Below are 20,978 nucleotides of genomic sequence, written 5' to 3' on the forward strand. Positions count from 1 at the left end.
CGCGATTATGGCGGAGCGCCACGCGCGCGAATCGTCACGGGGGTTTTGCCGCCTGGCAGGCCATCTCCGCCACCCGGTTCAGTGCAATGCCCGGTAAATGGCATCGGCCAGTTCGGTGGAAATGCCTTCGACCGTGCAGAGGTCGTCCACGCTGGCCGAGGCCACGCCGCGCACACCGCCAAAGCGTTGCAGCAGGCGCGCCCGCTTCTTCGGACCCACGCCCGGGATGTCTTCGAGCCGGCTGCCGCCGGTGCGCACCTTGGCGCGCTGGGCGCGCATGCCGGTGATGGCGAAACGGTGCGCTTCGTCGCGGATCTGGGCGACCAGCATCAGCGCCGCCGAATCGTGGCCCAGGTAGACCTTTTCGCGGCCATCGGCAAACACCAGCTCTTCGAGTCCCACCTTGCGACCTTCGCCTTTTTCCACACCGACGATGAGCGAGAGGTCCAGGCCGAGCTGCTGGAACACTTCGCGCGCCATGCTGACCTGGCCCTTGCCGCCATCGATCAGCACCAGATCGGGCAAACGCGGCCCGGTGGGCAGGCCGGAGGTGGCGTCGGTGGCGCCTTCGGCTGCGGGTTCTGAAGCGTCCGTCGTCTCGGCGGGCGCAGCCGTTTCTCCGGATTCCGCACGCAGCGCCTCGGCGATCTTGCCGTAGCGGCGCAGCAGCACCTGCCGCATGGCGGCGTAGTCGTCGCCGGGCGTGATGCCGTCGATGTTGTAGCGGCGGTACTGCGCGTTCTGCATCTTGTGGCCCTCGAACACCACGCAGGACGCCTGGGTGGATTCACCCGCCGTGTGCGAGATGTCGAAACACTCGATGCGCAGCTCGTCCAGGTTGTCGTCCGGCAGCGCCAGCGCTTCGGCCAGCGCGCGTGTGCGGGCCTGCTGCGAGCCCTCTTCGGCGAGCAGGCGGGCGAGCGCGATGTCGGCGTTCTTCTGTGCCATCTCCAGCCAGATGCGGCGGTGCTCGCGCGGCTGGTGCACGGCGTTGATCTTGGCGCCGATCTGCTCGGTCAGCGCGTCCAGCAGCGGCTTGCCCACCGCGTGGCTCGTCACCAGGGTGTGCGGCATCGCAATGCCCAGGTAGTGCTGGGCGATGAAGGCTTCCAGCACCTGCACCGCCACGCGCTCGACCGGGTCGGCGCTGTGACTGCTGCCCTCTTCCGCCATCAGGCTGTCGATCTGGGTGGCGTCTTCCACATGGGCCGGGAAGTACGGCCGGTCGCCGAGGTGGCGGCCGCCGCGGATCATGGCCAGGTTCACGCAGGCGCGCCCGCCCTGGACCTTCACGGCGAGCACGTCCACGTCCTTGTCGGACACGTTGTCCACCGCCTGCTGGTGCAACACCTTGGAGAGCGCACCCATCTGGTTGCGGATCTCGGCCGCCTGCTCGAATTCGAGCTTTTCGGCGTGCGCCATCATGCGCGCCTCCAGCTCGTCCAGCATGGCCTGGGTTTCCCCGCGCAGGAAACGCTCCGCCGCGGCCACGTCGCGGCCGTAGGCCTCAATGTCCACCAGGTCCACGCAGGGCCCGCTGCAGCGCTTGATCTGGTACAGCAGGCAGGGCCGCGTGCGGTTGGCGAACACGGTGTCTTCGCAGGTGCGCAGCCGGAACACCTTCTGCAGCAGCGTGATCGACTCCTTCACCGCCCAGGCGCTGGGGTACGGCCCGTAGTAGCTGTGGCGCTTGTCCACCACGCCGCGGTAGTAGGCCATGCGCGGGAACGCGATCGACGGCACCGGCCGGGCGCCCGCGGTGCGGAAGGTCTCGCGCGTGCCGGTGATCTTGAGGTAGGGGTAGCTCTTGTCGTCCCGGAACAGGATGTTGAACTTCGGCGCCAGCGTCTTGATGAGGTTGTTTTCCAGCAGCAGCGCCTCGGCCTCGGAGCGCACCACCGTGGTCTCCATGCGCACGATCTTGCCCACCATGTGGCCGATGCGCGTGCCGCCGTGGGTCTTCTGGAAATAGCTGCTGACGCGCTTCTTCAGGTTGCGCGCCTTGCCCACGTAGAGCAGCTGGCCCTGGGCATCGAAATAGCGGTAGACGCCAGGCAGGCCCGGCAGGGCAGCGACTTCGCTGAGCAGTTGTTCGCTGTGCGGGGACGGGGTGCCGCCCGGCGCCGCGTCAGGCGCGGTGGGCGAGGTATCTTTGGTCATGCGGCGGGGTTCAGGTCGGGCGCGGCTGCAGGCGTTCGCGCAACCATTGGGCAAAGGCGTCTTCGGGCAGGTCGCCGGCGGCCAGGGCGAGTATGGTCAGCGTGGCCTCGGCCTGTGTGGTGACCAGGCGCTGCCCGTTGAGCGCGAGGAACAAACCCGTGGCCAGAAAGGCCGCCCGCTTGTTGCCATCGACAAAAGGATGATTGCGGGCCATACCGAATCCGTAGGCCGCCGCCAGCGCCGCCAGGTCAGGCTCGCCATAGGCCAGCAGTTGGTGAGGACGCGCCAGCGCTGACTCCAGCAACCCTTCATCGCGCAAGCCAGGACGACCACCGTGTTCGGCCAGACTCTCGTCGTGCAACAGCTCCAGCGCCTTGCGGCTGATGAAACGCCAGCGCCCGCTCATTTGGCCAGTTGGTGAAAGGTGTCCCGGTAGTCGTGCATGAACTCGCGTCCCAGCGCCAGCTCTTCGTCGAGCGACGGGTTGTACGGCGAGAGGTTGACGCCATGGGCCGACTCGGTGACAAACACCGTGTCGCCCTTCTCCAGCTTGAGCCGCGCCAACAGCTCCTTGGGAAGGATCAGGCCCACGGAATTGCCGATCTGGGTGAGTTTGAGTGTGGTCATGGCGAACCCCCGATGTTTTAACGGTTGTTATATTAACGCGCCCACTCCTGCCCCGCAACGCATGCCCGCCACCACCGCACCGCACCGCGACCACCCACTGACCTGGGACGTGTTCTGCCAGGTCATCGACAACCTCGGCGACATCGGCGTCTGCTGGCGCTTCTGCGCCGGCCTGGCCGCGCGCGGGCACACCGTGCGGCTGTGGATTGACGCGCCGGAGGATCTGCGCTGGATGGTCCCCGGTGCGCTGGAAGGCCGCATCGAGGGCGTGCGGGTGCTGCCGTGGACCGAGCCGCTGGCGCCGGGCCTGCTGGACGGGCTGGCGCCGTCCGACGTCTGGATCGAAACCTTCGGCTGCCGCCCGCCGCCCGAAGCCCTGGAACACCGGGCGGCTGCCATCGCCGCTGGCGCAGCGGCGCCGGTGTGGATCAACCTCGAATACCTGAGTGCCGAGCCCTACGTGGAGCGCTCGCACCGGCTGCCCTCGCTGGTGTCTGACGGGCCGCTGCGCGGCGTGGGCAAGTGGTTTTTCTACCCCGGTTTCACCGCCGCCACCGGCGGCCTGCTGCGGGAGCAGGACCTGCCCGAGCGGCAAGCCACCTTCAACGCCGGCGCATGGCTCGCTGCGCACGACCTGCCCCACAGCAACCAGCCACGCGCCAGCCTTTTCTGCTACGAGCCCGCCGCCCTGCCCGCGCTGCTGCAACAGGCCGGGCAAGACGGCGCCAGCGACTGGCTGGTCACCGCCGGGCGCGCGGCCGATGCAGTGAGCGCCGCCCAGGCTCAAGGCCTGCGCACAGGGCAAGCCACCCTGCACCGCCTGGCGCGCCTGACCCAGCGCGACTACGACCACCTGCTCTGGGCCTGTGACCTCAATTTCGTGCGCGGCGAAGACTCGCTGGTGCGCGCGCTGTGGGCCGGACGACCGCTGGTGTGGCACATCTACCCGCAGCACGACAACGCACACCACGCCAAGCTGGAAGCCTTTCTGGACTGGCTGCAGGCGCCCGATTCGTTGCGCGCGTTTCACCGCCTCTGGAACGGCATGACCAGCGCCCAACGCGTCTGGCCAGGCTGGAGCGTGGTGGCCAGCTGGCGCCCCTGTCTGCTGGCCGCACGCGAGCGCCTGCTGGCCCAACCCGACCTGGTCAGCCAGCTGCTCGATTTCATTGCCGAAAAGCGATAAAATTCAAGGCTTTGCAGAAAACTGGACCACCAGACCCCGGCGGCCGTTTCCTGAGCGCCATCTGCTTAGCCGCACAGATCGCCCCTATCAGCACAGTTCCCGGGTTTGCACCCATGCACGGAACACGCGGCCCAACTGTTGGAAACCTTATGAAAATCGCTCAAGAACTCCGCGCCGGCAACGTCATCATGCACGGCAAGGACCCGATGATCGTCCTGAAAACCGAATACGCCCGTGGCGGCCGCGGTGCAGCCACCGTGCGCCTGAAGCTCAAGGCCCTGCTGAACAACATGGCCACCGAAGTGGTCTGCCGCGCCGACGACAAGATGGACCAGATCATTCTGGACAAGAAGGAGTGCACCTACTCCTACTTCGCCGACCCCATGTACGTCTGCATGGACAGCGAATACAACCAGTACGAAGTCGAAGCCGAAAACATGGGCGACGCCCTGAACTACCTCGAAGACGGCATGACCGTTGAAGTGGTGTTCTACGACGGCAAGGCCATTTCGGTCGAACTGCCGACCAGCGTCGAGCGCGTGATCACCTGGACCGAGCCCGCCGTCAAGGGTGACACGTCCGGCAAGGTGCTCAAGCCCGCCAAGATCGCGACCGGCTTTGAAGTCGCCGTGCCGTTGTTCGTGGCGCAAGACGACAAGATCGAGATCGACACCCGCACCGGTGAATACCGCAAGCGCGTCTGAGGATTTGAGCCCCCACGCTCCGCCGCTGAGCGGGTCGCTGCCCCCAAGGGGGCGCGTTTCAGCTTGGGGCGGCCCGGCGCCGAAACCCCGGTTCATTGAAAAGGCTCCTGCGGGAGCCTTTTCGCTTTCATCAAGGCCCACATGGACCTCATCACCCGCATCGCCGACGTCATCATCCCGGTGTTCCTGATCGTGGCCATCGGCTACGGTTACGCGCGCCGCCAGCCGCCCGACCTGACGGTGTTCAACCGCATTGCGCTCGACGTGCTGGCGCCCGTGCTGGTGTATTCGGCGCTCGCGGCCAAGGACTTTCACCTCGCCGACCATGTGCCGCTGCTGATCGGTGGCACGGTGCTGATCCTGGGTGGCGGCCTGCTGGCCTGGCCGCTGGCCCGCGCGTTTGGTGCCCAGCCGCGCACCCTGGTGCCGGTGGTGATGTTCAACAACTGCGGCAACATGGGCCTGCCGCTGGCCCTGCTGGCGTTTGGCCCGGCGAACTTCGGCGCCGCGGTGGCGCTTTTCTCGGTCAGCAACCTGTTCCACTTTTCCCTCGGTGCGCGCATCACGAGCAGCCAGGCCCGCACCCGCGACCTGCTCACCAGCCCGCTGATGATCGGCACCGCGCTGGGCTTTCTGAGCGCGCTGACCGATGTGCGCCCGCCCGACGTGTTGCTCTCGGGCCTCAAGCTGCTCGGTGACGCTTTGCTTCCGATGATGCTGTTCGCGCTCGGCGTGCGCCTGACCTCGCTCACCCGCGCCGGTCTGGCACTGGGCTTGCTGGGTGCGCTGGCCCGTCCGCTGATCGGCCTGGTCATCGCCATTCCGCTCGCCTGGGTGCTGGGCATCGAAGGTGCCGCGCGCGGCCAGTTGCTGCTGTTTGCGGCCTTGCCACCGGCCGTGATGCAGTTCATGCTGGCCGACCGTTACCACCAGGAACCCGACAAGGTGGCGGCCATGATCATGCTGGGCAATGCGCTGGCCGTGGTCTTCGTGCCGCTGGCACTGGCCCTGGGCCTCTGAGCGCCTGAGCGATCAAGGCTGCAGGACACAATCACTCAACGAACAACCGAAGGAGCCCCGCATGGAAGCCACCCAAGACCTGAACGAACGCCGCCTGGCCGACGCCTGGGCCGAGCTGCAGTCGCATTCCAACGAAGGACGCCCGCTGAAGGCCGACGCCTACCGACTGGCTTTCGCCGACCCCGAGTTCCTGCTGCGCCGCGAGACGCGCGGCATCCGTTTCCAGCTGGAGATGCTCAAGCCTGATCTCGCACAGCGCGACCTCGGCATTGAAAACACCGTCGTGGTCTTTGGCAGTGCGCGCGTGCGCGAACCCGCCATAGCCCAGGAACACCTTGCACGCGCCGAGACCAGCGGCAAGGCCGATGAGATCGCGCGTGCACGGGCCATGCAGCGCAACGCCCAGCACTACGAACAGGCCCGCGAGTTCGGTCGCATCGTGGCGCGCTACAGCAAAGCCTGTCCGCGCGAAGACCAGCTTTTCATCTGCACCGGTGGCGGTCCCGGCATCATGGAGGCGGCCAACCGCGGCGCCCACGACGAGGGGGCGTTCAACGTCGGTCTGAACATCGCCCTGCCCCACGAGCAGGCCGGCAACCCCTATGTGTCACCCGAGCTGAGCTTCAAGTTCCACTACTTCGCGCTGCGCAAGATGCATTTCATGATGCGCGCCAAAGCGCTGGTGGCGTTCCCCGGCGGTTTCGGTACGCTCGACGAGCTGTTCGAGGTGATCACGCTGGTGCAGTGCAAGAAGGCCAAGCCGGTGCCGATCGTGCTGTTTGGCAGCGCCCACTGGAAACGCCTGATCAACCTGGAGGTGCTGGTAGAAGAAGGCATGATTGCAGCCGAAGACCTGAAGCTGTTCGAATACGTGGACGATCCCCAGGCAGCGTGGGACTACATCGTGAAGTTCTACGATTTACCGCAAGTCTGAGCACTGGGACGGCCCAAGCGCTCATAAGCGGCGCAGGGGGCGTCAGTACCCGCCGCCGAGCGCCTTGTAGAGAGCGACCTGGTTCTGCTGCTGGGCCAGTCGTGTCTGCGTCAGGGCCTGCTGGGTGCTGAACAACGAGCGCTGCGCATCCAGCACATCCAGGAAGCTGGCCACGCCGTTGCGGTAGCGCAGCTCCGCCAGGCGGAAGCGCTCGGCCTCGGCCGTGGCCTGGACCTGCTGGGCACGCAGCTGCTCGCCCAGCGTGGCGCGGCCGGCGAGTGCATCGGCCACCTCGCGGAACGCGCTTTGGATCGCCTTTTCGTACTGCGCCACGGCGATGCTGCGCGCGGCGTTGGCCGACTCCAGACCAGCCCGGTTGCGACCCGCGTCAAAGATCGGCAGCAGCGCCTGCGGCGCCAGCGTGAAACCCCAGGAGCCGCCCTTGAACAGACCCGAGAGTTCGCTGCTGGCCGATCCCACGCTGCCGGTGAGCGAGATGCGCGGGAAGAAAGCCGCACGCGCCGCGCCGATGTTGGCGTTCGCTGCGATCAGCGTCTGCTCGGCCTGGCGGATGTCCGCCCGGCGGGTGAGCAGTTCGGACGGCAGGCCGGCGGGCAGATCGCGGAACAGCGACCGCGCGGTGACCACGTCGCTCGCGGGATCGGTGAGCGTCGCTGGCAGAGGCTGCCCCACGAGCAAGGTGAGGGCGTTGAGGTCCTGCGCACGCTGGCGCTGCTGCTGGGCCAGTGCGGACTCAGCCGCGGCGGTCAGTGACTCGGCCTGGCGCAGGTCCAGCGCTGACGTAGCACCATTGTCAAAGCGCAGCTTCGTCAGGCGCAACGAATCCTGGCGCGTGGCGAGCGTTCGCTGCGTCAGCGCCAGCAGTTCGTCGCTGGCCTGCAGGCTGAGCCAGGTGCTGGCCACCGAGGCGACCAGGCTGGTCTGCGCCGCGTTGCGCGCCTCTTCGCTGGCCAGGTACTGGGCCAGGGCCACTTCCTTCAGGCTCGCCACGCGGCCAAAGAAATCGATCTCCCAGCCACTCATGGCGAGACCCGCCGTGTAGAGGCTGGTGATGCTGTCATCGCCGCTGCTCTGGCGGTTCCCCGCGGCGGCCAGGTTCAGCGTGGGGAACTGGTCGGCACGGCGGATCTGGTACTGGGCACGCACCTGCTCGATGTTGAGCGTGGCCACGCGCAGGTCGCGGTTGTTCCGGATCGCCAGACCGATGAGCTCACGCAGGCGCGCATCGCTCACGAAGTCCGCCCACGCAATGTCGGCAGCCGGCGTCGCCGCGGCCACCGGTGTCACGCCGGACCACTCTGCGGCAACCGGCGCGGCCGGCCGCTCGTAGGTCGGGATGAAGGAGCAGCCGGACAGCGTCAGAACCGCCAGGGCCAGTGCGCTGCGACGCAAATTGAGAGAAAAAATCATGTCAGTGGCTCCAGCGCGTATCGGGAAAGACACGACGCAGCGAACGAAGGGACTCGGGCCAGCACACACCGCAGAACCGGCTATGACCCGCAACGAATGAAACGGCGCAACCCAGGGCACCGCCGCGCCGGCTTCGCCGGACGGCCAGTGCACCTTGCAGGCCGCAGCCTCGCCAGAGGCGAGGCTTCTTCGGGTCGTCCAAGCCTGCGCAGGCAGGCTCGGAGCCGCGGCCCTCAGCCCCCTTGAGGGGGTCGCGCGGTGCGCGGCGGGGGTGTTTCATCTCAATGCACGCCATGGTGTTCGGCCTCTTCGGCCTCCCGGCGGTGCTGGCGATCGCTGCCCTTGAACAGGGTGCGCACCACCACAAAAAAGATCGGCACGAACACCACCGCCAGCACGGTGCCGGTCAGCATGCCGCCGATCACACCGGTGCCGATCGCGCGCTGGCTGGCCGATCCGGCGCCCGAAGCCAGGAACAGCGGCAACACGCCCAGCGTGAACGCCAGCGAGGTCATGATGATGGGCCGGAAGCGCAGGTGGGCGGCGGCCAGCGCCGCTTCGATCACGCCCTTGCCCTGCGCCTGCAGATCTTTCGCGAACTCGATGATCAAGATCGCGTTTTTCGCCGAGAGCCCGATGATGGTGATCAGGCCCACCTGGAAGTACACGTCGTTCGAATAACCTCGCAGCATCGTGGCCAGCAGCACACCCAGCACACCCAGTGGCACCACCAGAATGACCGACAGCGGGATGGTCCAGCTCTCGTACAGCGCAGCCAGGCAGAGAAACACCGCCAGGATTGCAAAAGCGTAGAGGATCATGGCCTGCGAGCCGGCGAGCTTTTCCTCACGGGACTGGCCCGTCCACTCGAAGCCGAAGCCTTGCGGCAGCCTGGCGGCCAGCGCCTCCATCTCGGCCATGGCCTGGCCCGTGCTCACACCGGGCGCAGCGCTGCCACTGATGCGCATGGACGGGTAGCCGTTGTAGCGCACGGTCTGCATCGGGCCGGTGATCCAGTGCGTCGTGGCGAAGGCCGACAGCGGCACCGCCTGGCCTTTGCTGTTGATCACGTTGATGCGCAACAGGTCTTCCGGCTGCATGCGTGCCGTGGCATCGGCCTGCACCATCACGCGCTGCAGACGCCCGGCGTTCGGGAAGTCGTTGGCGTAGGTGGAACCGAGTGCCGTGCCGATGGCGCCACTGATGCTGTCAAAGCCAACACCCAGTGCATTGGCCTTGTCGCGGTCGATGTCGATCTGCAACTGCGGCGCATCTTCCAGACCGTCGGGCCGCACCTGCGTGAGCACTTTGCTCTGCGAGGCCATGCCCAGCATCTGGTTGCGTGCCGCCAGCAGCGCTTCGCCCCCCAGACCCGCCCGGTCCTGCAAGCGGAAGCTGAACCCGGAGGAGGCACCCAGTTCGGGAATCGGCGGCGGACTCAGCGGGAAGACGAAAGCGTCCCGGATGCCCGAAAAGGCACCGAAGGCACGGCCGGCCAAAGCCTGCGCAGAACTGCCCGGGCCGGTGCGTTCGGACCAATCCTTGAGCGTCACAAACGCGAGCGCGGCGTTCTGGCCCTGGCCCGAGAAGCTGAAGCCCAGCACCCCGACCATGCCCTCCACCTCCGGCTGCTGGAGCATGAAGCCCTCCACCTGCTTCATCACGTCCAGCGTGCGCTCCTGCGTGGCGCCCGGTGGCAATTGCACGTTGACCAGCAGCGTGCCCTGGTCTTCGTTGGGCAGGAAGGACGTGGGCAGGCGCTGGTAGACCACCGCCACCGCCGCCACGATGGCTGCGTAGATCACCAGCGTGCGGCCGGCGCGCGGCAGCAGCTTGGCCACGCCACCTTCGTAGCCTTTGGCGGTGCGCGCGAAGCCGCGGTTGAACCAGCCGAAAAAGCCGGTCTTGGCGTGCGCGTGGCCCGCTTCCACCGGTTTGAGCAGGGTGGCGCAGAGGGCCGGCGTGAGCGACAGGGCCATGAAGGCCGAGAAGCCGATGGACATGCCCATCACCGCCGCAAACTGGCGGTAGATGTTGCCCACCGAGCCACTGAAAAACGCCAACGGCACGAACACCGAGATCAGCACCACGGTCACGCCGATGATGGCACCCGAAATCTGGCCCATGGCCTTGCGCGTGGCCTGCAGCGGTGGCAGGCCTTCTTCGCTCATGATGCGTTCGACGTTCTCCACCACCACGATGGCGTCGTCCACCACGATGCCGATCACCAGCACCATGCCGAACATGGTCAGCACATTGATCGAGAAGCCCAGGGCCATCAGTCCGGCGAAGGTCCCCAGCAAGGCCACCGGCACCACCAGCGTCGGGATCAGCGTGTAGCGCCAGTTCTGCAGGAACAGGAACATCACCAGGAACACCAGCGCCACGGCCTCCGCCAGCGTCACCGCCACCTGTTCGATGGAGATCTTGACGAAGCGCGAGCTGTCGTAGGGAATGGCCCAGGTCATGCCCTTGGGGAAGAATTTTTCCAGATCCGCCATCTTGGTGCGCACCGCTTCGGCCGTGGCCAGGGCGTTGCCGCTTGGCGATAGTTGCACACCAATACCCGTGGACGGCTTGCCGTTCAGTCGCGCCGAGGTGGCGTAGGCCTGGGCACCGAGCTCGATGCGGGCCACGTCTTTCAGGCGCACGGTGGCACCGTCGCTGCTGGCGCGCAGCACGATGTTGCCGAACTGCTCCACGCTGCCGAGCTGGCCGTTGACCACCACGGTGGCGGAGATGCTCTGGCCCGCCACGTTGGGCAGGGCACCGATTTCACCGGCCGACACCTGCGCGTTCTGAGCGCGGATGGCGTTGGTCACGTCGGCCGCGCTCAGGTTGAAGCCCAGCAGCTTGGCCGGATCGATCCAGACCCGCATGGCGCGCTCGGTGCCGAACAGCTGGGCCTGGCCCACACCGGGCAGGCGCTGCAGTTCGGGCACGACGCTGCGCGACGCGTAGTCGCCCAGCGCCACCGGATCCCAGGCCGGGTCTTCGCTGGAGAGGATCGCGAACAGCAGGAAGTTGTTGCGCGATTTGTCCACCCGAACGCCCTGCTGCGTCACCGCCGACGGCAGGCGCGGCGTGGCGCGCGCAAGCCGGTTCTGCACGTCCACCTGTGCCAGATCGGCGTTGGTGCCCGGCTCGAAGCTCAGCGTGATGCTGCCGGTGCCGTTGGCCTGGGCCACGGCTTCCATGTAGATCAGGCCAGGCGAGCCGTTCATCTCCTGCTCGATGACCGACAACACGCTGTCTTCCAGCGTCTTGGCCGAGGCGCCGGGATACGACGCGTTGATGACGATGGACGGCGGCGCCACCGGCGGGTACTGCGCAATCGGCAACTGCGTGATGGACACCGCGCCCATCACCATGATGAAGAGCGCGATCACCCACGCAAAGATGGGCCGGTCGATGAAGAATTTCGCCATATCAGTTTCCGCCGAGCCGCCTCAAGGAGGCTGAAGCCCCCGTGGGGGGCAGTGAACACAGTGAACGTGGGGGTCGTGTCATTCGGGGCGCTCCTTACTTCGACGCGGCCGGAGCCGGTGCCGAAGCCGGAACGGCAGGGGCCGTACCCCGCGCCTGCCAGGGCACGGCCTTCACGGGGGTGCCTGGCGGCATCATCTGCAGCTTCTGGAAACCGTCCACCATGACCTGCTCGCCGGCCTTCAGTCCGTCCAGGACGACCCACTGCCCCCCTTGCTGGCCACCGATCTTCACCGTGCGTTTCTCGATCTTGCCGTCGGCGCCAACCACCGACACCGTGTCGCCCTGGGCCGAACGCGTCACCGACTGCTGCGGCAGCGTGATGGCGTCGCGGGCAGTCGCCTGCTCCAGACGCACGCGCACGTACAGGCCCGGCAGCAGCGCGCCACCCGGGTTGGGCACCTCGGCGCGCAACGTCACCTGGCCGGTGGTGGGATCGACCGTGAGGTCCGAGAACAGCAGGCGCCCCGGCCTGGCGTATTCGCTGCCATCTTCCAGCACCACGCGCACCGCCGCGGAGCCCTGGCCAGCGTCCTTGAGTTGCCCGCTTTCCATGGCACGCTTCAGGCGCATGGCTTCCGAGGCCGACTGCGTGAAGTTCACAAACAGCGGGTCCACCTGCTGGATCACGGCCAGCGGAGTCGCCTCACCCTGCCCCACCAGCGCGCCTTCGGTCACCAGCGCACGACCGATGCGGCCGGCAATCGGCGCCGTCACGTTGGCATAACCCAGGTTGATGCCCGCGGTCTGCAGCGTGGCCTTGGCCGCCGCCACATCGGCCTCGGCCGCTTTCTGGGCGGCTTCGGCGTTCGCGTATTCCTGCTGGCTGATGGCGTTTTCCGCCACCAGCGGCTTGTAGCGTGCGGCCAATGCCGACGCCTGTGCGAGGTTGGCCTCGGCCCGCGCCAGACCGGCCCGCGCACTCTGCAGCGTGGCCTGGTAAGGCGCCGCATCGATACGGAACAGCGCCTGACCCGCCTTCACATCGCTGCCTTCGCGGAACAGCCGCTGCTGCAGAATGCCCGCCGCCCGCGCCCGCACCTGCGCCACGCGCGATGCTTCCAGACGACCCGGCAACTCCGTCTGCAGGCCCACGTCACCCGGCGCCACCGTGACCACGCCGACTTCGGGCGCCGGCATGCCGCCACCCGGCGGCGCCGCGGCGGGCGCCTCGGCCTTGCCGCAGGCGACCAGCAGCACGGCCACTGAGATCACCGACAGGCGGCGGGCCCACGACGCCGAGCGACCGGGAGTCGCCAGCGAGGGGTTGAACAGGACGGGAGGCTGGGGACTCTGGGCAGGCATGGGAATCCTTGGAGGCATGACATCGGGAGAGCCGTCTGATGAAGCGGCCGGTATGGCCGTCGCGGGCATACCCAACGAAGGCGAGGGGTTGAAGTATACATACATCCTTGAATGTATGTATAGTCAAACAAACACAAGTCCCCGTATTCATATGAGGACATTTGACAGGAGACATGACATGGTTCGCCGCACCAAAGCCGACGCCGAGGCCACACGCCACAGCCTGCTCGACGCAGCCGAGCACCTGTTTCAGCAGCGCGGTGTTTCACGCACCTCGCTCAACGACATTGCCGTGGCCGCCGGCACCACCCGAGGCGCCATCTACTGGCATTTCAAGGACAAGGCCGACCTATTCAACGCGATGATGGAGCGCGTCACTTTACCGCTGGAAGAAACCCTGGCAGGCATAGGGAAAAAGGCCTCAGCGCTCGACAACCCGCTGCAGCCGCTGCGCGACGCCATCGCGCACGCGCTGCACAAGGCCGCCACCGACGAGCAGACACGGCGCGTGTTCGAGATCGCGACCCTGCAAGTGGAATACAACGACGAAATGCACGCGGTGCGCGCCCGCCACCTCCAGGGCCGCAACGACTGTGTGCAACAGACCGCCAAGATCTTGCGTTCGGCCGCTGACCACCAGGGCCTGACGCTCGACGTCCCACTGCAGTGCGCAGCCCTGGGTCTGCACGTGATGATCGACGGCCTGATCCAGAACTGGCTGCTCGACACCCACGCATTCGACCTCCGGCGTTGCGGTAGACAGGTGTTGAACACCTACCTGACCGGACTGGGTTTCAGTCAGCCTGACGCTCGGGCACCGCGTCGGCCGGCACCGGCGCGCGGGACGGCAGTTTCAGATGCAGCGCTGCCTGCGCCAGCAGGTTCGCCGAGACGGGCGCCGTCACAAACACAAACAGCGTGATCAGCAGCTCGGCGAAACCCGGGCGCCCCTGCCCTGCTGCGATCAGCATCGACGCAATCAACACACCGCCCACGCCCAGCGTGGAGGCCTTGGTTGGCGCGTGCAGGCGCATATAGAAGTCGGGCAGGCGCGCCAGGCCGATGGCACCCACCAGCAGAAAGAACGCCGCGATCACGATCACGGCGGCCGCGGTCCATTCGATGAAGGGGTTCATGTTCAGGGCTCCTTGCCGTTCATTCCACCACGTCGCCACGGCTGAGGTAGCGCGCCAGTCCCACCGTCGAGGCAAAGCCCAGCATGGCCACCAGCAGCGCGCCTTCAAACAGCAGCGCCGTGTTCCAGCGGATACCCAGCAGCACGATCAGCGCCACCGCGTTCATGTAGAGCGTGTCCAGCGCGAGCACGCGGTCGGTGATGGTGGGACCGCGCGTCAGGCGCACGGCGCACAACAACACCGCCAGTGTCACCGCACCGATGCCGATGTTCAGCGCAATATCGAGCACATTCATGTTTGGCTCCCCGGTTGGAGGTGGAAGGCGCGCAACAGCGGCGCTTCGTAGCGGTTCTTCATGTCGGCGGCCATCGCGGCCGGATCGTCGCAATTGAGCGCATGCACCAGAATCACGCCCTGTTCCTCGTTGATCACCGCCGACACGGTGCCCGGTGTGGTCGTGATGATGCTGGCAAACAGGACGTTGACGCGGTGGTGGTTGCAGGCCAGCGGAACCGGAATCCAGCCGGGTTGCATGCGGTTCAGTGGCCCGAGCACCAGCTTGGCCACCACGATGTTGGAAACCACGATGTCCCACAACACCACGCCCAGCAGGCGGATGGCGGTCGGCCAGTGGATCACGCTGGCCTGCGTCAGGAACGGCTGCAGCAGGCGCGGAATGACCAGCCCGATCAACACGGCCGAGAGCAGGTGCACCGGCTCCAGGCTGTGCGAGAGCGCGAGCCAGCTCACCCCCAGCAGCACCGACAGCACCGGGTGGGCGAACCAGCCGGTCGACGGGTAGCGCTTGCCGCTGTTGTTGACGTTGGGTGAATTCGGGTTCATGGCAGGACCTTCGCGGGCACCGACTCGGCGGCAGGCTGGGCGGGGGTGGCGTTGCGGGAGCCGTCGTAAGGCCGCGCTGTGTTGGCACGCGCACCGCCTTGCGAGCCCAGCACCGCTTCGGCGTAGGCGGCGGTATCGGCCAGTTGCAAGGCCGCCTCATCGGTGTAGCGCTTGACCGGCGATGCCAGCACCGCCAACGCCACCGTGATGGCCATGAAGGCCCAGGCGGCCGAGAGCAGCTTGGCGCTGGAACCCGACGCGACACTCGGCAGCTCGCCGTCGGGCTGAATGTGCCAGAACACGATCACCCCGGCGCGCGCCAGGCCCACGATGGTGAAGAAGCCCACCACCAGCACCACGCTCCAGACCCAGGCCTGCGCCGCCAGTCCCGAAGCGCTCTGCAGGATCATCAGCTTGCCCAGAAAGCCCGGCAGCGGCGGCAGCCCGGAAGCCGATGCGGCACCGAACAGCATCATCATGCCCAGCAGCACCGGTTCGCGCACGGCCACCGCCGGGCGCAGCTTGTCGCCCGCCTCGCCGCGCTGTGCGGCCACCAGCTCGACCAGCAGGAACAGGCCCGCGATCACGATGGTGCTGTGCAGCGTGTAATACAGCGCAGCCGACAGCGTCTCGGGCGTGAACAGACCCACACCGGCGAGGATGGTGCCGACCGATGACACGGTGAGGTAGGCGACCATGCGGCCCATGGTGTGCGCCGCCAGTGCACCCAGCGCACCGAGCACGCTGGTGCTCAGCGCCAGCGGCAGCAGCCAGGCCTGCGCCGCCAGACTGGCCTCGCCCGCCTCGACACCGAAGATGCCCCAGTGCGTGCGGATGATGCTGTAGACACCGACCTTGGTCATGATGGCAAACAGCGCCGCCACCGGCGCACTGGCCGAGGCGTAGGTGCCGGGCAGCCAGAAGTACAGCGGCACCAGCGCGGCCTTGAGGCCGAACACCACCAGCAGCACCAGCGCGGCCGCCCGCGCGATCAGTGCAGAGTCACCTGTGAGCTGTGCCACGCGCAAGGCCAGATCGGCCATGTTCAGCGTGCCCGTCACGGCGTAGATCATCGCCAGCCCGATCAGGAACAGGCCCGAACCCGCGAGGTTGAGCACCACGTAGTGCACACCCATGCGCATCCGCTCCCGGCCCTGGCCGTGTAGCAGCAGCACGTAGGAAGCGATCAGCAGCACTTCAAAAAACACGAACAGGTTGAACAGGTCACCGGTCAGGAACGCGCCGCTCAGACCCATCAACTGGAAGTGGAAGATGGCGTGAAAGTGGCGTCCGCGCATGTCCCAGCCGCCGGTGGCGTACCAGAGCACAGGCGCTGCCACCAGGTAGGTCAGAAACACCATCAGGGCCGAGAGCCGGTCGAGCACCAGCACGATGCCGAACGGCGCCGACCATTCACCCAACTGGTACACCAGCAGCTCGCCGCTGGCCGCGCGCCAGACCAGCCCGGCCGCCATCACCGTGCCGAGCAGCACCGACGCCAGGCTCAGGCGGCGACGCCAGCGCACCCGGGCGCTGCCGTGCCCGCCGCCCTGTCCCGCCATGCCACCGAAGTCACCCAGCAGCAGCAGACCCATCGCGGTGAACGACGGCAGCAGGACCGAGAGCACCGGTGCGTGTTGCAGCCAGAAAGCCAGGATCGCATCCGTCATCAGCTGCGCTCCCCGTTGCGGGCCGATCGGGCCGCCGGCTGGTAGCCCGTGGCGTGTCCAGGTTCATGGCCGTCCACGTGGTCGCTGCCGCTTTCATGGCGGTTGCGCAGCGCCAGCTCGATCACGAAGCCGGTGGTGGCAAAGCCGATCACGATGGCCGTGAGCACCAGTGCCTGAGGCAGCGGGTCGGCCACCAGCCCTTCGCCCACGAGGATCGGCTGGGCATTGGTCCACAGCCGACCCATCACGAAGATGAACACGTTGACCGCGTAACCGAACAGCGAAAGCCCCAGCACCACCGGGAAACTGCGCCCGCGCAACATCAGGTAGATGGCGCAGGCGGTGACAAAACCGATGCCCGTGGCCAGCAAAAATTCCATGCTCATGACTGGCCTCCGGCCGAAGCGGTGTGGGTGGGTGTGCCTTCCCGGCTCACCGAGCCCAGCACCGAGATGGTCAGCAGGGTCGCACCCACCACCGTGAGATAGACCCCGAGATCGAACAGAGCAGCCGAGGCCAGCGGGAGTTCACCCAGCAGCGGCACATGCGGATGCCCGTGGGCGCTGGTGAGGAAAGGTCGGCTCCACAGGAAGGCGCCTGCACCGGTCAGCCCGGCGATGGACAGGCCGGCGCCGATCCAGCGCACGAAGCGGCGCCCGGCCTGCGCGCGCAACATCGCCTCCGCCCTGGCCTGGCCCAGCGCCATGAACTGCAGCACCAGCGCCACCGCGGTGATCAGGCCGGCAATGAACCCCCCACCGGGCAGGTTGTGGCCGCGCATGAAGATGTAGAGCGTGAACACCAGCGCCAGCGGCAACACCACCGAAGCCGCCACGCGCAGCATCAGCGGCTGGGCCGCAAAGGTCCAGGCCAGGCCTTGCGGGTCGGCCAGTGGCCTGCGGCTGCGCATGCCGTCCATGAGCGCGAGCACACCGATGGCCGCGATGCCCAGCACGGTGATCTCGCCAAAGGTGTCGTAGCCCCGGAAGTCCACCAGGATCACGTTGACCACGTTGGTGCCGCCGCCCACGGGCAGCGATTTTTCCAGAAAGTACCAGGAGATGGAATCGTGGTTGCGCGTGAGCAGCACCCAGGCCACCCAGGCCATGCCCGCGCCGCCGGCCAGCGCCAGCACGCCATCGCGCGCACGGCGCAGCGCCGACGATTCGCGCGGCGAGTGTTGCGGCAACAAGGCCAGTCCCATCAGCAGCAGCACGGTGGACACCACCTCGACGGAGAGCTGCGTCAGCGCCAGATCGGGCGCCGACAGGCTCACGAAGGTGAGCGAAGTCACCAGCCCGACCACGCCGACCAGCACCACGGCCTGAAAACGCTGGTGGTGCGTGAGCGCGATCGCCGCACAAGCGGCGAACAGCAGCAACCACACGGCAATGGCCAGCGGCGAGGCGGGCAGCAGTTCGCGCGTGCCGGCACCGATGCCCCGGCCCACCAGCTGCGTCGCCGCGGCCACCACCGCCGCACCGATCAGCCAGACCAGGTAGCGCTGCAGTGAGCCGGTCTCCAGGCGGATGGAAATGCGCCCGGCGAGCGAAAACAACCCGTCGATCACACCGTCGAAGATCTGCCGCCCGGTGGCCGGTCCGAACCAGGCCTCGGACTCGATGCGGTGCATGCGCTTGCCGCGTGCCAGCAGCAGGTACAAACCGATGCCCGCGGCCAGCGCGATCGCGCTCATCAGCAGCGGCAGGTTGAAGCCGTGCCAGATCGCCAGGTGGTACTCGGGCAGCGGCTGGCCCACCAGGGCCGTGGCCGCCACGTGCACCAGCGGCCCGAAGGTGATGGCCGGCAACAGGCCCACCACGATGCACATCGACACCAGCAGCATTGCTGGCAGCTTCATGCCCAGCGGCGGCTCGTGCGGGTGCGTGTTCGGCACGTCGCCCAGCGGCCCGTTGAAATACGTGTCGTGAACGAAGCGCAGCGAATAGGCCACGCTGAACACGCCCGCCAGCGTCACCAGCGCCGGCACCACCCAGCTCCAGATGCCCGCCGTGCCCACCACTGCTTCGGTGAAGAACATTTCCTTGGACAGGAAACCGTTGGTCAGCGGCACGCCCGCCATCGACGCGGCCGCCACCATCGAGAGCGTGGCCGTCCAGGGCATGAGCTTGTAGAGGCCGCCGAGCTGGCGCATGTCGCGCGAATGCGTTTCGTGGTCGACGATGCCCGCGATCATGAACAGCGAGGCCTTGAAGGTGGCGTGGTTGAGCACGTGGAACACCGCGGCCACGGCGGCCAGCGGTGAACCCAGCCCGATCAGGAAGACGATCAGGCCCAGGTGGCTCACGGTCGAATATGCCAGCAGTCCCTTGAGGTCGTGCTTGAAAAGGGCGATGAAGGCCGCGAACAGCACCGTGGCCAGACCTGCCACGGTGACGATCACCTCGAACCAGCCCGAACCCGCCAGCACCGGGTACATGCGCATCAGCAGGAACACGCCCGCCTTCACCATGGTGGCCGAATGCAGGTAGGCCGACACCGGCGTGGGGGCGGCCATGGCGTCGGGCAGCCAGAAGTGAAACGGGAATTGCGCGCTCTTGGTGAAGGCGCCGAGCAGGATCAGCAGCAGCGCCGGCACAAACATCGGATCGGCCTGGATCATGGCCACACGGCCCACCATCTCGCTCAACTCGTAGGTGCCCGCGATCTGACCCAGCAACACGAAGCCGCCCAGCATCGCCAGACCACCGCCGCCGGTCACGGCCAGCGCCTGGCGCGCTCCGGCCCGCGCATCGGCGCGGTGGCTCCAGAAGCCGATCAGCAGGAAAGACGACAGGCTGGTGAGCTCCCAGAACACCACCAGCAACAGCAGGTTGTCCGACAGCGCCACACCCAGCATGGCCGCCATGAACAGCATCATCTCGCTGAAGAACTTGCCCGCCGAATCCTTCGGGCTCAGGTAGAAGTGCGCGTAGAGCACGATCAGCAGGCCGATGAACAGGATCAGCCCAGCAAACAGCAGAGAGAGGCCGTCCAGCCGGAACGTCAGGTTCAGCCCGATCTCGGGCACCCAGGTCCAGGCGTTGCGCACCGTCTCGCCCGCCATCACCGCAGGCGCATGGCTCAGCAGCACGGCCAGGCTGGCAGCGGTGACCGCGCCGGCCGCCAGGGCGGTCAACAGACGGGACCTCGGGCCGAGCCAGAATGTGGCTGCGGTGCCCAGTAAAAGTGGCAACAACACGATCAATAACAGCACGGCTCTTCTTTCAGGTTGGCCTGCGATTCTAAAAGGCTCACGCGCCGAGCCTCCCGACAGGCCGTCGATCCGCTTTTGCGCGGGCGCAAACTCAGTGCCTCTCAGGTTCGCTCAGCGTCGGCCGCAAGGTCCAGGCCAGACGCGAACCCAGTCCCACCACCACGCCCACCGCCCAGAACACACCGGCCACGCCGACCACCACACCGGCCGATCCGAACAGCAGCGGCATCACCACACTGGAGCCATTGATGGCCATGGCCCGCAGGCCCAGGGCCTCGCCATGGCGATGGTGGGGTGTGATCTGGTGCAGCGTGCTCATGATCATGGGTTGCACCGACCCCAGCGCCAGTCCCAGGCCGATGGACAGGGCGCCCATGGCCCAGGCCGCATGGACCAGCGGGTAGACCGAAAACAGGAGCGCCGTCACCACCATGGCCGTGCCGATCACCACCGACTCGCGCAGATGGGCCGCCAGCCAGGGCATGGCCAGCCGGATCGCCGTGGCCGCCAGCGCGAACGCACCGAGGATCGAGCCGATCACCGTAGCGCTGAGATCGCGCTCGTGGCCGATCACCGGCACCAGAAAAGTGTGCACATCCCAGCACGAGGACAACAGCCAGTTGATCAGCATGAGGCGCCGGAAGTCGGGCTGGCGCAGCAGGTTCCACGAAGAACCGCTGGCGCCGCGCTGGGCGGGCGCCAACGGCTCGTGCTCCACCACGCTGCGCACCCAGAACCAGGCCAGCGACGGCAGCAGAGCCAGCAGCAGGTAGGCCGCCCTGAAACCCCAGGCGTCGATCATCAAGCCGGCCGCGAACGGCCCAAGGAAGTTGGAGATGGATGGCCCGATCGCCATCCAGCTGAACACCTGCTTGAGTTCGGTGGCGTTCGTGGCCATCCGGCCCACGTGGCGCTGCAGCGCGATCATGGCCAGGCCCGTGGCCGCGCCGCAGGCCAGCGCCGTCAGGCACAACACGGGGAACACCGGCCAGGCCACCGCAGCCGCTGCGCCCAGCGTGGCCGTGCCGATGGACAGGGCAAACGGTTTTTTGAGCCCGCGCCGGTCGGCGTAGCGCCCGGCGGGCAGCGCCAGGAACACCTGGGCCAGCGCAAACAGCGCCAGCAGCATGCCCACCGCCGCAGCGCTATGACCTTCGCGCAGCGCCATCAGCGGCGCGGCCATGCGAAAGCCGGTCATGCAGGCGTGCAGGCTGACTTGCGCCACGATCAGGCGCGCCAGCCCGACTCGCAGGCGCGTG

The 20,978-nt window shown here is 67.1% G+C and carries 17 protein-coding genes and 1 pseudogene; 5 read left to right on the forward strand and 13 right to left on the reverse strand.

The window, feature by feature from the left end; translation table 11 throughout:
* Positions 1-78: 78 nt before the first annotated feature.
* The 3 genes from uvrC to AC0GNO_RS11320 are packed head-to-tail and all read right to left on the reverse strand — an operon-like array spanning position 79 to position 2,787.
* Complete coding sequence (gene uvrC, locus AC0GNO_RS11310; protein WP_472903969.1) at positions 79-2,160, reverse strand: excinuclease ABC subunit UvrC; 2,082 nt, start codon at positions 2,158-2,160, stop codon at positions 79-81.
* A gap of 10 nt (positions 2,161-2,170) precedes the next feature.
* Positions 2,171-2,566 carry a type II toxin-antitoxin system death-on-curing family toxin gene (locus AC0GNO_RS11315; RefSeq protein ID WP_472903970.1) on the reverse strand — a complete coding sequence of 132 codons (396 nt, stop codon included), beginning with the start codon at positions 2,564-2,566 and terminating at the stop codon, positions 2,171-2,173.
* The gene (locus AC0GNO_RS11320; RefSeq protein ID WP_472889079.1) at positions 2,563-2,787 is read right to left on the reverse strand and encodes an AbrB/MazE/SpoVT family DNA-binding domain-containing protein; all 225 of its coding nucleotides are present in this window, start codon (positions 2,785-2,787) and stop codon (positions 2,563-2,565) included. Before AC0GNO_RS11320 ends, AC0GNO_RS11315 begins: the two co-directional genes overlap by 4 nt.
* A 61-nt stretch (positions 2,788-2,848) precedes the next feature.
* Here AC0GNO_RS11320 and earP point away from each other — a divergent pair, with 61 nt between their 5' ends.
* From earP to AC0GNO_RS11340, 4 genes are all read left to right on the forward strand, one after another.
* Positions 2,849-3,973 (forward strand): elongation factor P maturation arginine rhamnosyltransferase EarP, encoded by a 1,125-nt coding sequence (earP, locus tag AC0GNO_RS11325; RefSeq protein WP_472903971.1) that lies wholly within the window; start codon positions 2,849-2,851, stop codon positions 3,971-3,973.
* A gap of 149 nt (positions 3,974-4,122) precedes the next feature.
* Positions 4,123-4,677: an elongation factor P gene (gene efp / locus AC0GNO_RS11330; protein ID WP_077330302.1), complete on the forward strand. Its 555-nt coding sequence runs from the start codon at positions 4,123-4,125 to the stop codon at positions 4,675-4,677.
* Between the two features lie 141 nt (positions 4,678-4,818).
* Entirely contained in the window at positions 4,819-5,697 is an 879-nt protein-coding gene (locus AC0GNO_RS11335; RefSeq protein ID WP_472903972.1) for an AEC family transporter, read from the forward strand.
* 61 nt (positions 5,698-5,758) lie between these two features.
* On the forward strand, positions 5,759-6,631 hold the full coding sequence (locus AC0GNO_RS11340) for an LOG family protein (RefSeq protein WP_472889082.1): 873 nt from the start codon (positions 5,759-5,761) through the stop codon (positions 6,629-6,631).
* A gap of 42 nt (positions 6,632-6,673) precedes the next feature.
* Here the strand turns inward: AC0GNO_RS11340 and AC0GNO_RS11345 are convergent, their stop codons facing one another.
* From AC0GNO_RS11345 to AC0GNO_RS11355, 3 genes are all read right to left on the reverse strand, one after another.
* Complete coding sequence (locus AC0GNO_RS11345) at positions 6,674-8,062, reverse strand: efflux transporter outer membrane subunit (protein WP_472903973.1); 1,389 nt, start codon at positions 8,060-8,062, stop codon at positions 6,674-6,676.
* A 281-nt stretch (positions 8,063-8,343) separates the two neighbouring features.
* The gene (locus AC0GNO_RS11350) at positions 8,344-11,490 is read right to left on the reverse strand and encodes an efflux RND transporter permease subunit (protein ID WP_472903974.1); all 3,147 of its coding nucleotides are present in this window, start codon (positions 11,488-11,490) and stop codon (positions 8,344-8,346) included.
* A 94-nt stretch (positions 11,491-11,584) separates the two neighbouring features.
* Positions 11,585-12,853, reverse strand: a complete 1,269-nt coding sequence (locus AC0GNO_RS11355) for an efflux RND transporter periplasmic adaptor subunit (protein ID WP_472903975.1) — start codon at positions 12,851-12,853, stop codon at positions 11,585-11,587.
* Between the two features lie 178 nt (positions 12,854-13,031).
* On the opposite strand from AC0GNO_RS11355, the gene AC0GNO_RS11360 reads away from it, so the two are divergent.
* On the forward strand, positions 13,032-13,775 hold the full coding sequence (locus AC0GNO_RS11360) for a TetR family transcriptional regulator (protein ID WP_472903976.1): 744 nt from the start codon (positions 13,032-13,034) through the stop codon (positions 13,773-13,775).
* On the opposite strand, the pseudogene mnhG reads toward AC0GNO_RS11360, so the two are convergent.
* The 7 genes and pseudogenes from mnhG to AC0GNO_RS11395 all read right to left on the reverse strand — a co-directional run.
* Positions 13,732-13,989: pseudogene (gene mnhG / locus AC0GNO_RS11365) on the reverse strand (monovalent cation/H(+) antiporter subunit G); the annotation flags it as partial. The gene AC0GNO_RS11360 and the pseudogene mnhG sit on opposite strands and share 44 nt — an antisense overlap.
* Positions 13,990-14,008: 19 nt before the next feature.
* The gene (locus tag AC0GNO_RS11370; RefSeq protein WP_305362505.1) at positions 14,009-14,284 is read right to left on the reverse strand and encodes a K+/H+ antiporter subunit F; all 276 of its coding nucleotides are present in this window, start codon (positions 14,282-14,284) and stop codon (positions 14,009-14,011) included.
* A complete protein-coding gene (locus tag AC0GNO_RS11375; protein WP_472889087.1) occupies positions 14,281-14,832 on the reverse strand; it encodes a Na+/H+ antiporter subunit E in 552 nt (183 codons plus the stop codon). The genes AC0GNO_RS11370 and AC0GNO_RS11375 overlap by 4 nt, the downstream gene beginning before the upstream one ends.
* Entirely contained in the window at positions 14,829-16,502 is a 1,674-nt protein-coding gene (locus AC0GNO_RS11380; RefSeq protein WP_472889088.1) for a monovalent cation/H+ antiporter subunit D, read from the reverse strand. Before AC0GNO_RS11380 ends, AC0GNO_RS11375 begins: the two co-directional genes overlap by 4 nt.
* Positions 16,502-16,888, reverse strand: a complete 387-nt coding sequence (locus AC0GNO_RS11385) for a Na+/H+ antiporter subunit C (protein WP_472889089.1) — start codon at positions 16,886-16,888, stop codon at positions 16,502-16,504. The genes AC0GNO_RS11380 and AC0GNO_RS11385 overlap by 1 nt, the downstream gene beginning before the upstream one ends.
* Positions 16,885-19,719, reverse strand: coding sequence for a monovalent cation/H+ antiporter subunit A (locus tag AC0GNO_RS11390; protein WP_472903977.1), 2,835 nt, complete (start codon positions 19,717-19,719; stop codon positions 16,885-16,887). The genes AC0GNO_RS11385 and AC0GNO_RS11390 overlap by 4 nt, the downstream gene beginning before the upstream one ends.
* Positions 19,720-19,810: 91 nt before the next feature.
* The gene (locus AC0GNO_RS11395; RefSeq protein ID WP_472904016.1) at positions 19,811-20,971 is read right to left on the reverse strand and encodes an MFS transporter; all 1,161 of its coding nucleotides are present in this window, start codon (positions 20,969-20,971) and stop codon (positions 19,811-19,813) included.
* Between the last annotated feature and the right edge of the window lie 7 nt (positions 20,972-20,978).

The organism is Hydrogenophaga sp. L310, from assembly GCF_055703065.1.

Bases quoted from the DNA above. Each gene is read 5' to 3' on its own strand.
- uvrC (WP_472903969.1), bottom strand. From the start codon at position 2,160: ATGACCAAAGATACCTCGCCCACCGCGCCTGACGCGGCGCCGGGCGGC.
- AC0GNO_RS11315 (WP_472903970.1), bottom strand. From the start codon at position 2,566: ATGAGCGGGCGCTGGCGTTTCATCAGCCGCAAGGCGCTGGAGCTGTTG.
- AC0GNO_RS11320 (WP_472889079.1), bottom strand. From the start codon at position 2,787: ATGACCACACTCAAACTCACCCAGATCGGCAATTCCGTGGGCCTGATC.
- earP (WP_472903971.1), top strand. From the start codon at position 2,849: ATGCCCGCCACCACCGCACCGCACCGCGACCACCCACTGACCTGGGAC.
- efp (WP_077330302.1), top strand. From the start codon at position 4,123: ATGAAAATCGCTCAAGAACTCCGCGCCGGCAACGTCATCATGCACGGC.
- AC0GNO_RS11335 (WP_472903972.1), top strand. From the start codon at position 4,819: ATGGACCTCATCACCCGCATCGCCGACGTCATCATCCCGGTGTTCCTG.
- AC0GNO_RS11340 (WP_472889082.1), top strand. From the start codon at position 5,759: ATGGAAGCCACCCAAGACCTGAACGAACGCCGCCTGGCCGACGCCTGG.
- AC0GNO_RS11345 (WP_472903973.1), bottom strand. From the start codon at position 8,062: ATGATTTTTTCTCTCAATTTGCGTCGCAGCGCACTGGCCCTGGCGGTT.
- AC0GNO_RS11350 (WP_472903974.1), bottom strand. From the start codon at position 11,490: ATGGCGAAATTCTTCATCGACCGGCCCATCTTTGCGTGGGTGATCGCG.
- AC0GNO_RS11355 (WP_472903975.1), bottom strand. From the start codon at position 12,853: ATGCCTGCCCAGAGTCCCCAGCCTCCCGTCCTGTTCAACCCCTCGCTG.
- AC0GNO_RS11360 (WP_472903976.1), top strand. From the start codon at position 13,032: ATGGTTCGCCGCACCAAAGCCGACGCCGAGGCCACACGCCACAGCCTG.
- AC0GNO_RS11370 (WP_305362505.1), bottom strand. From the start codon at position 14,284: ATGAATGTGCTCGATATTGCGCTGAACATCGGCATCGGTGCGGTGACA.
- AC0GNO_RS11375 (WP_472889087.1), bottom strand. From the start codon at position 14,832: ATGAACCCGAATTCACCCAACGTCAACAACAGCGGCAAGCGCTACCCG.
- AC0GNO_RS11380 (WP_472889088.1), bottom strand. From the start codon at position 16,502: ATGACGGATGCGATCCTGGCTTTCTGGCTGCAACACGCACCGGTGCTC.
- AC0GNO_RS11385 (WP_472889089.1), bottom strand. From the start codon at position 16,888: ATGAGCATGGAATTTTTGCTGGCCACGGGCATCGGTTTTGTCACCGCC.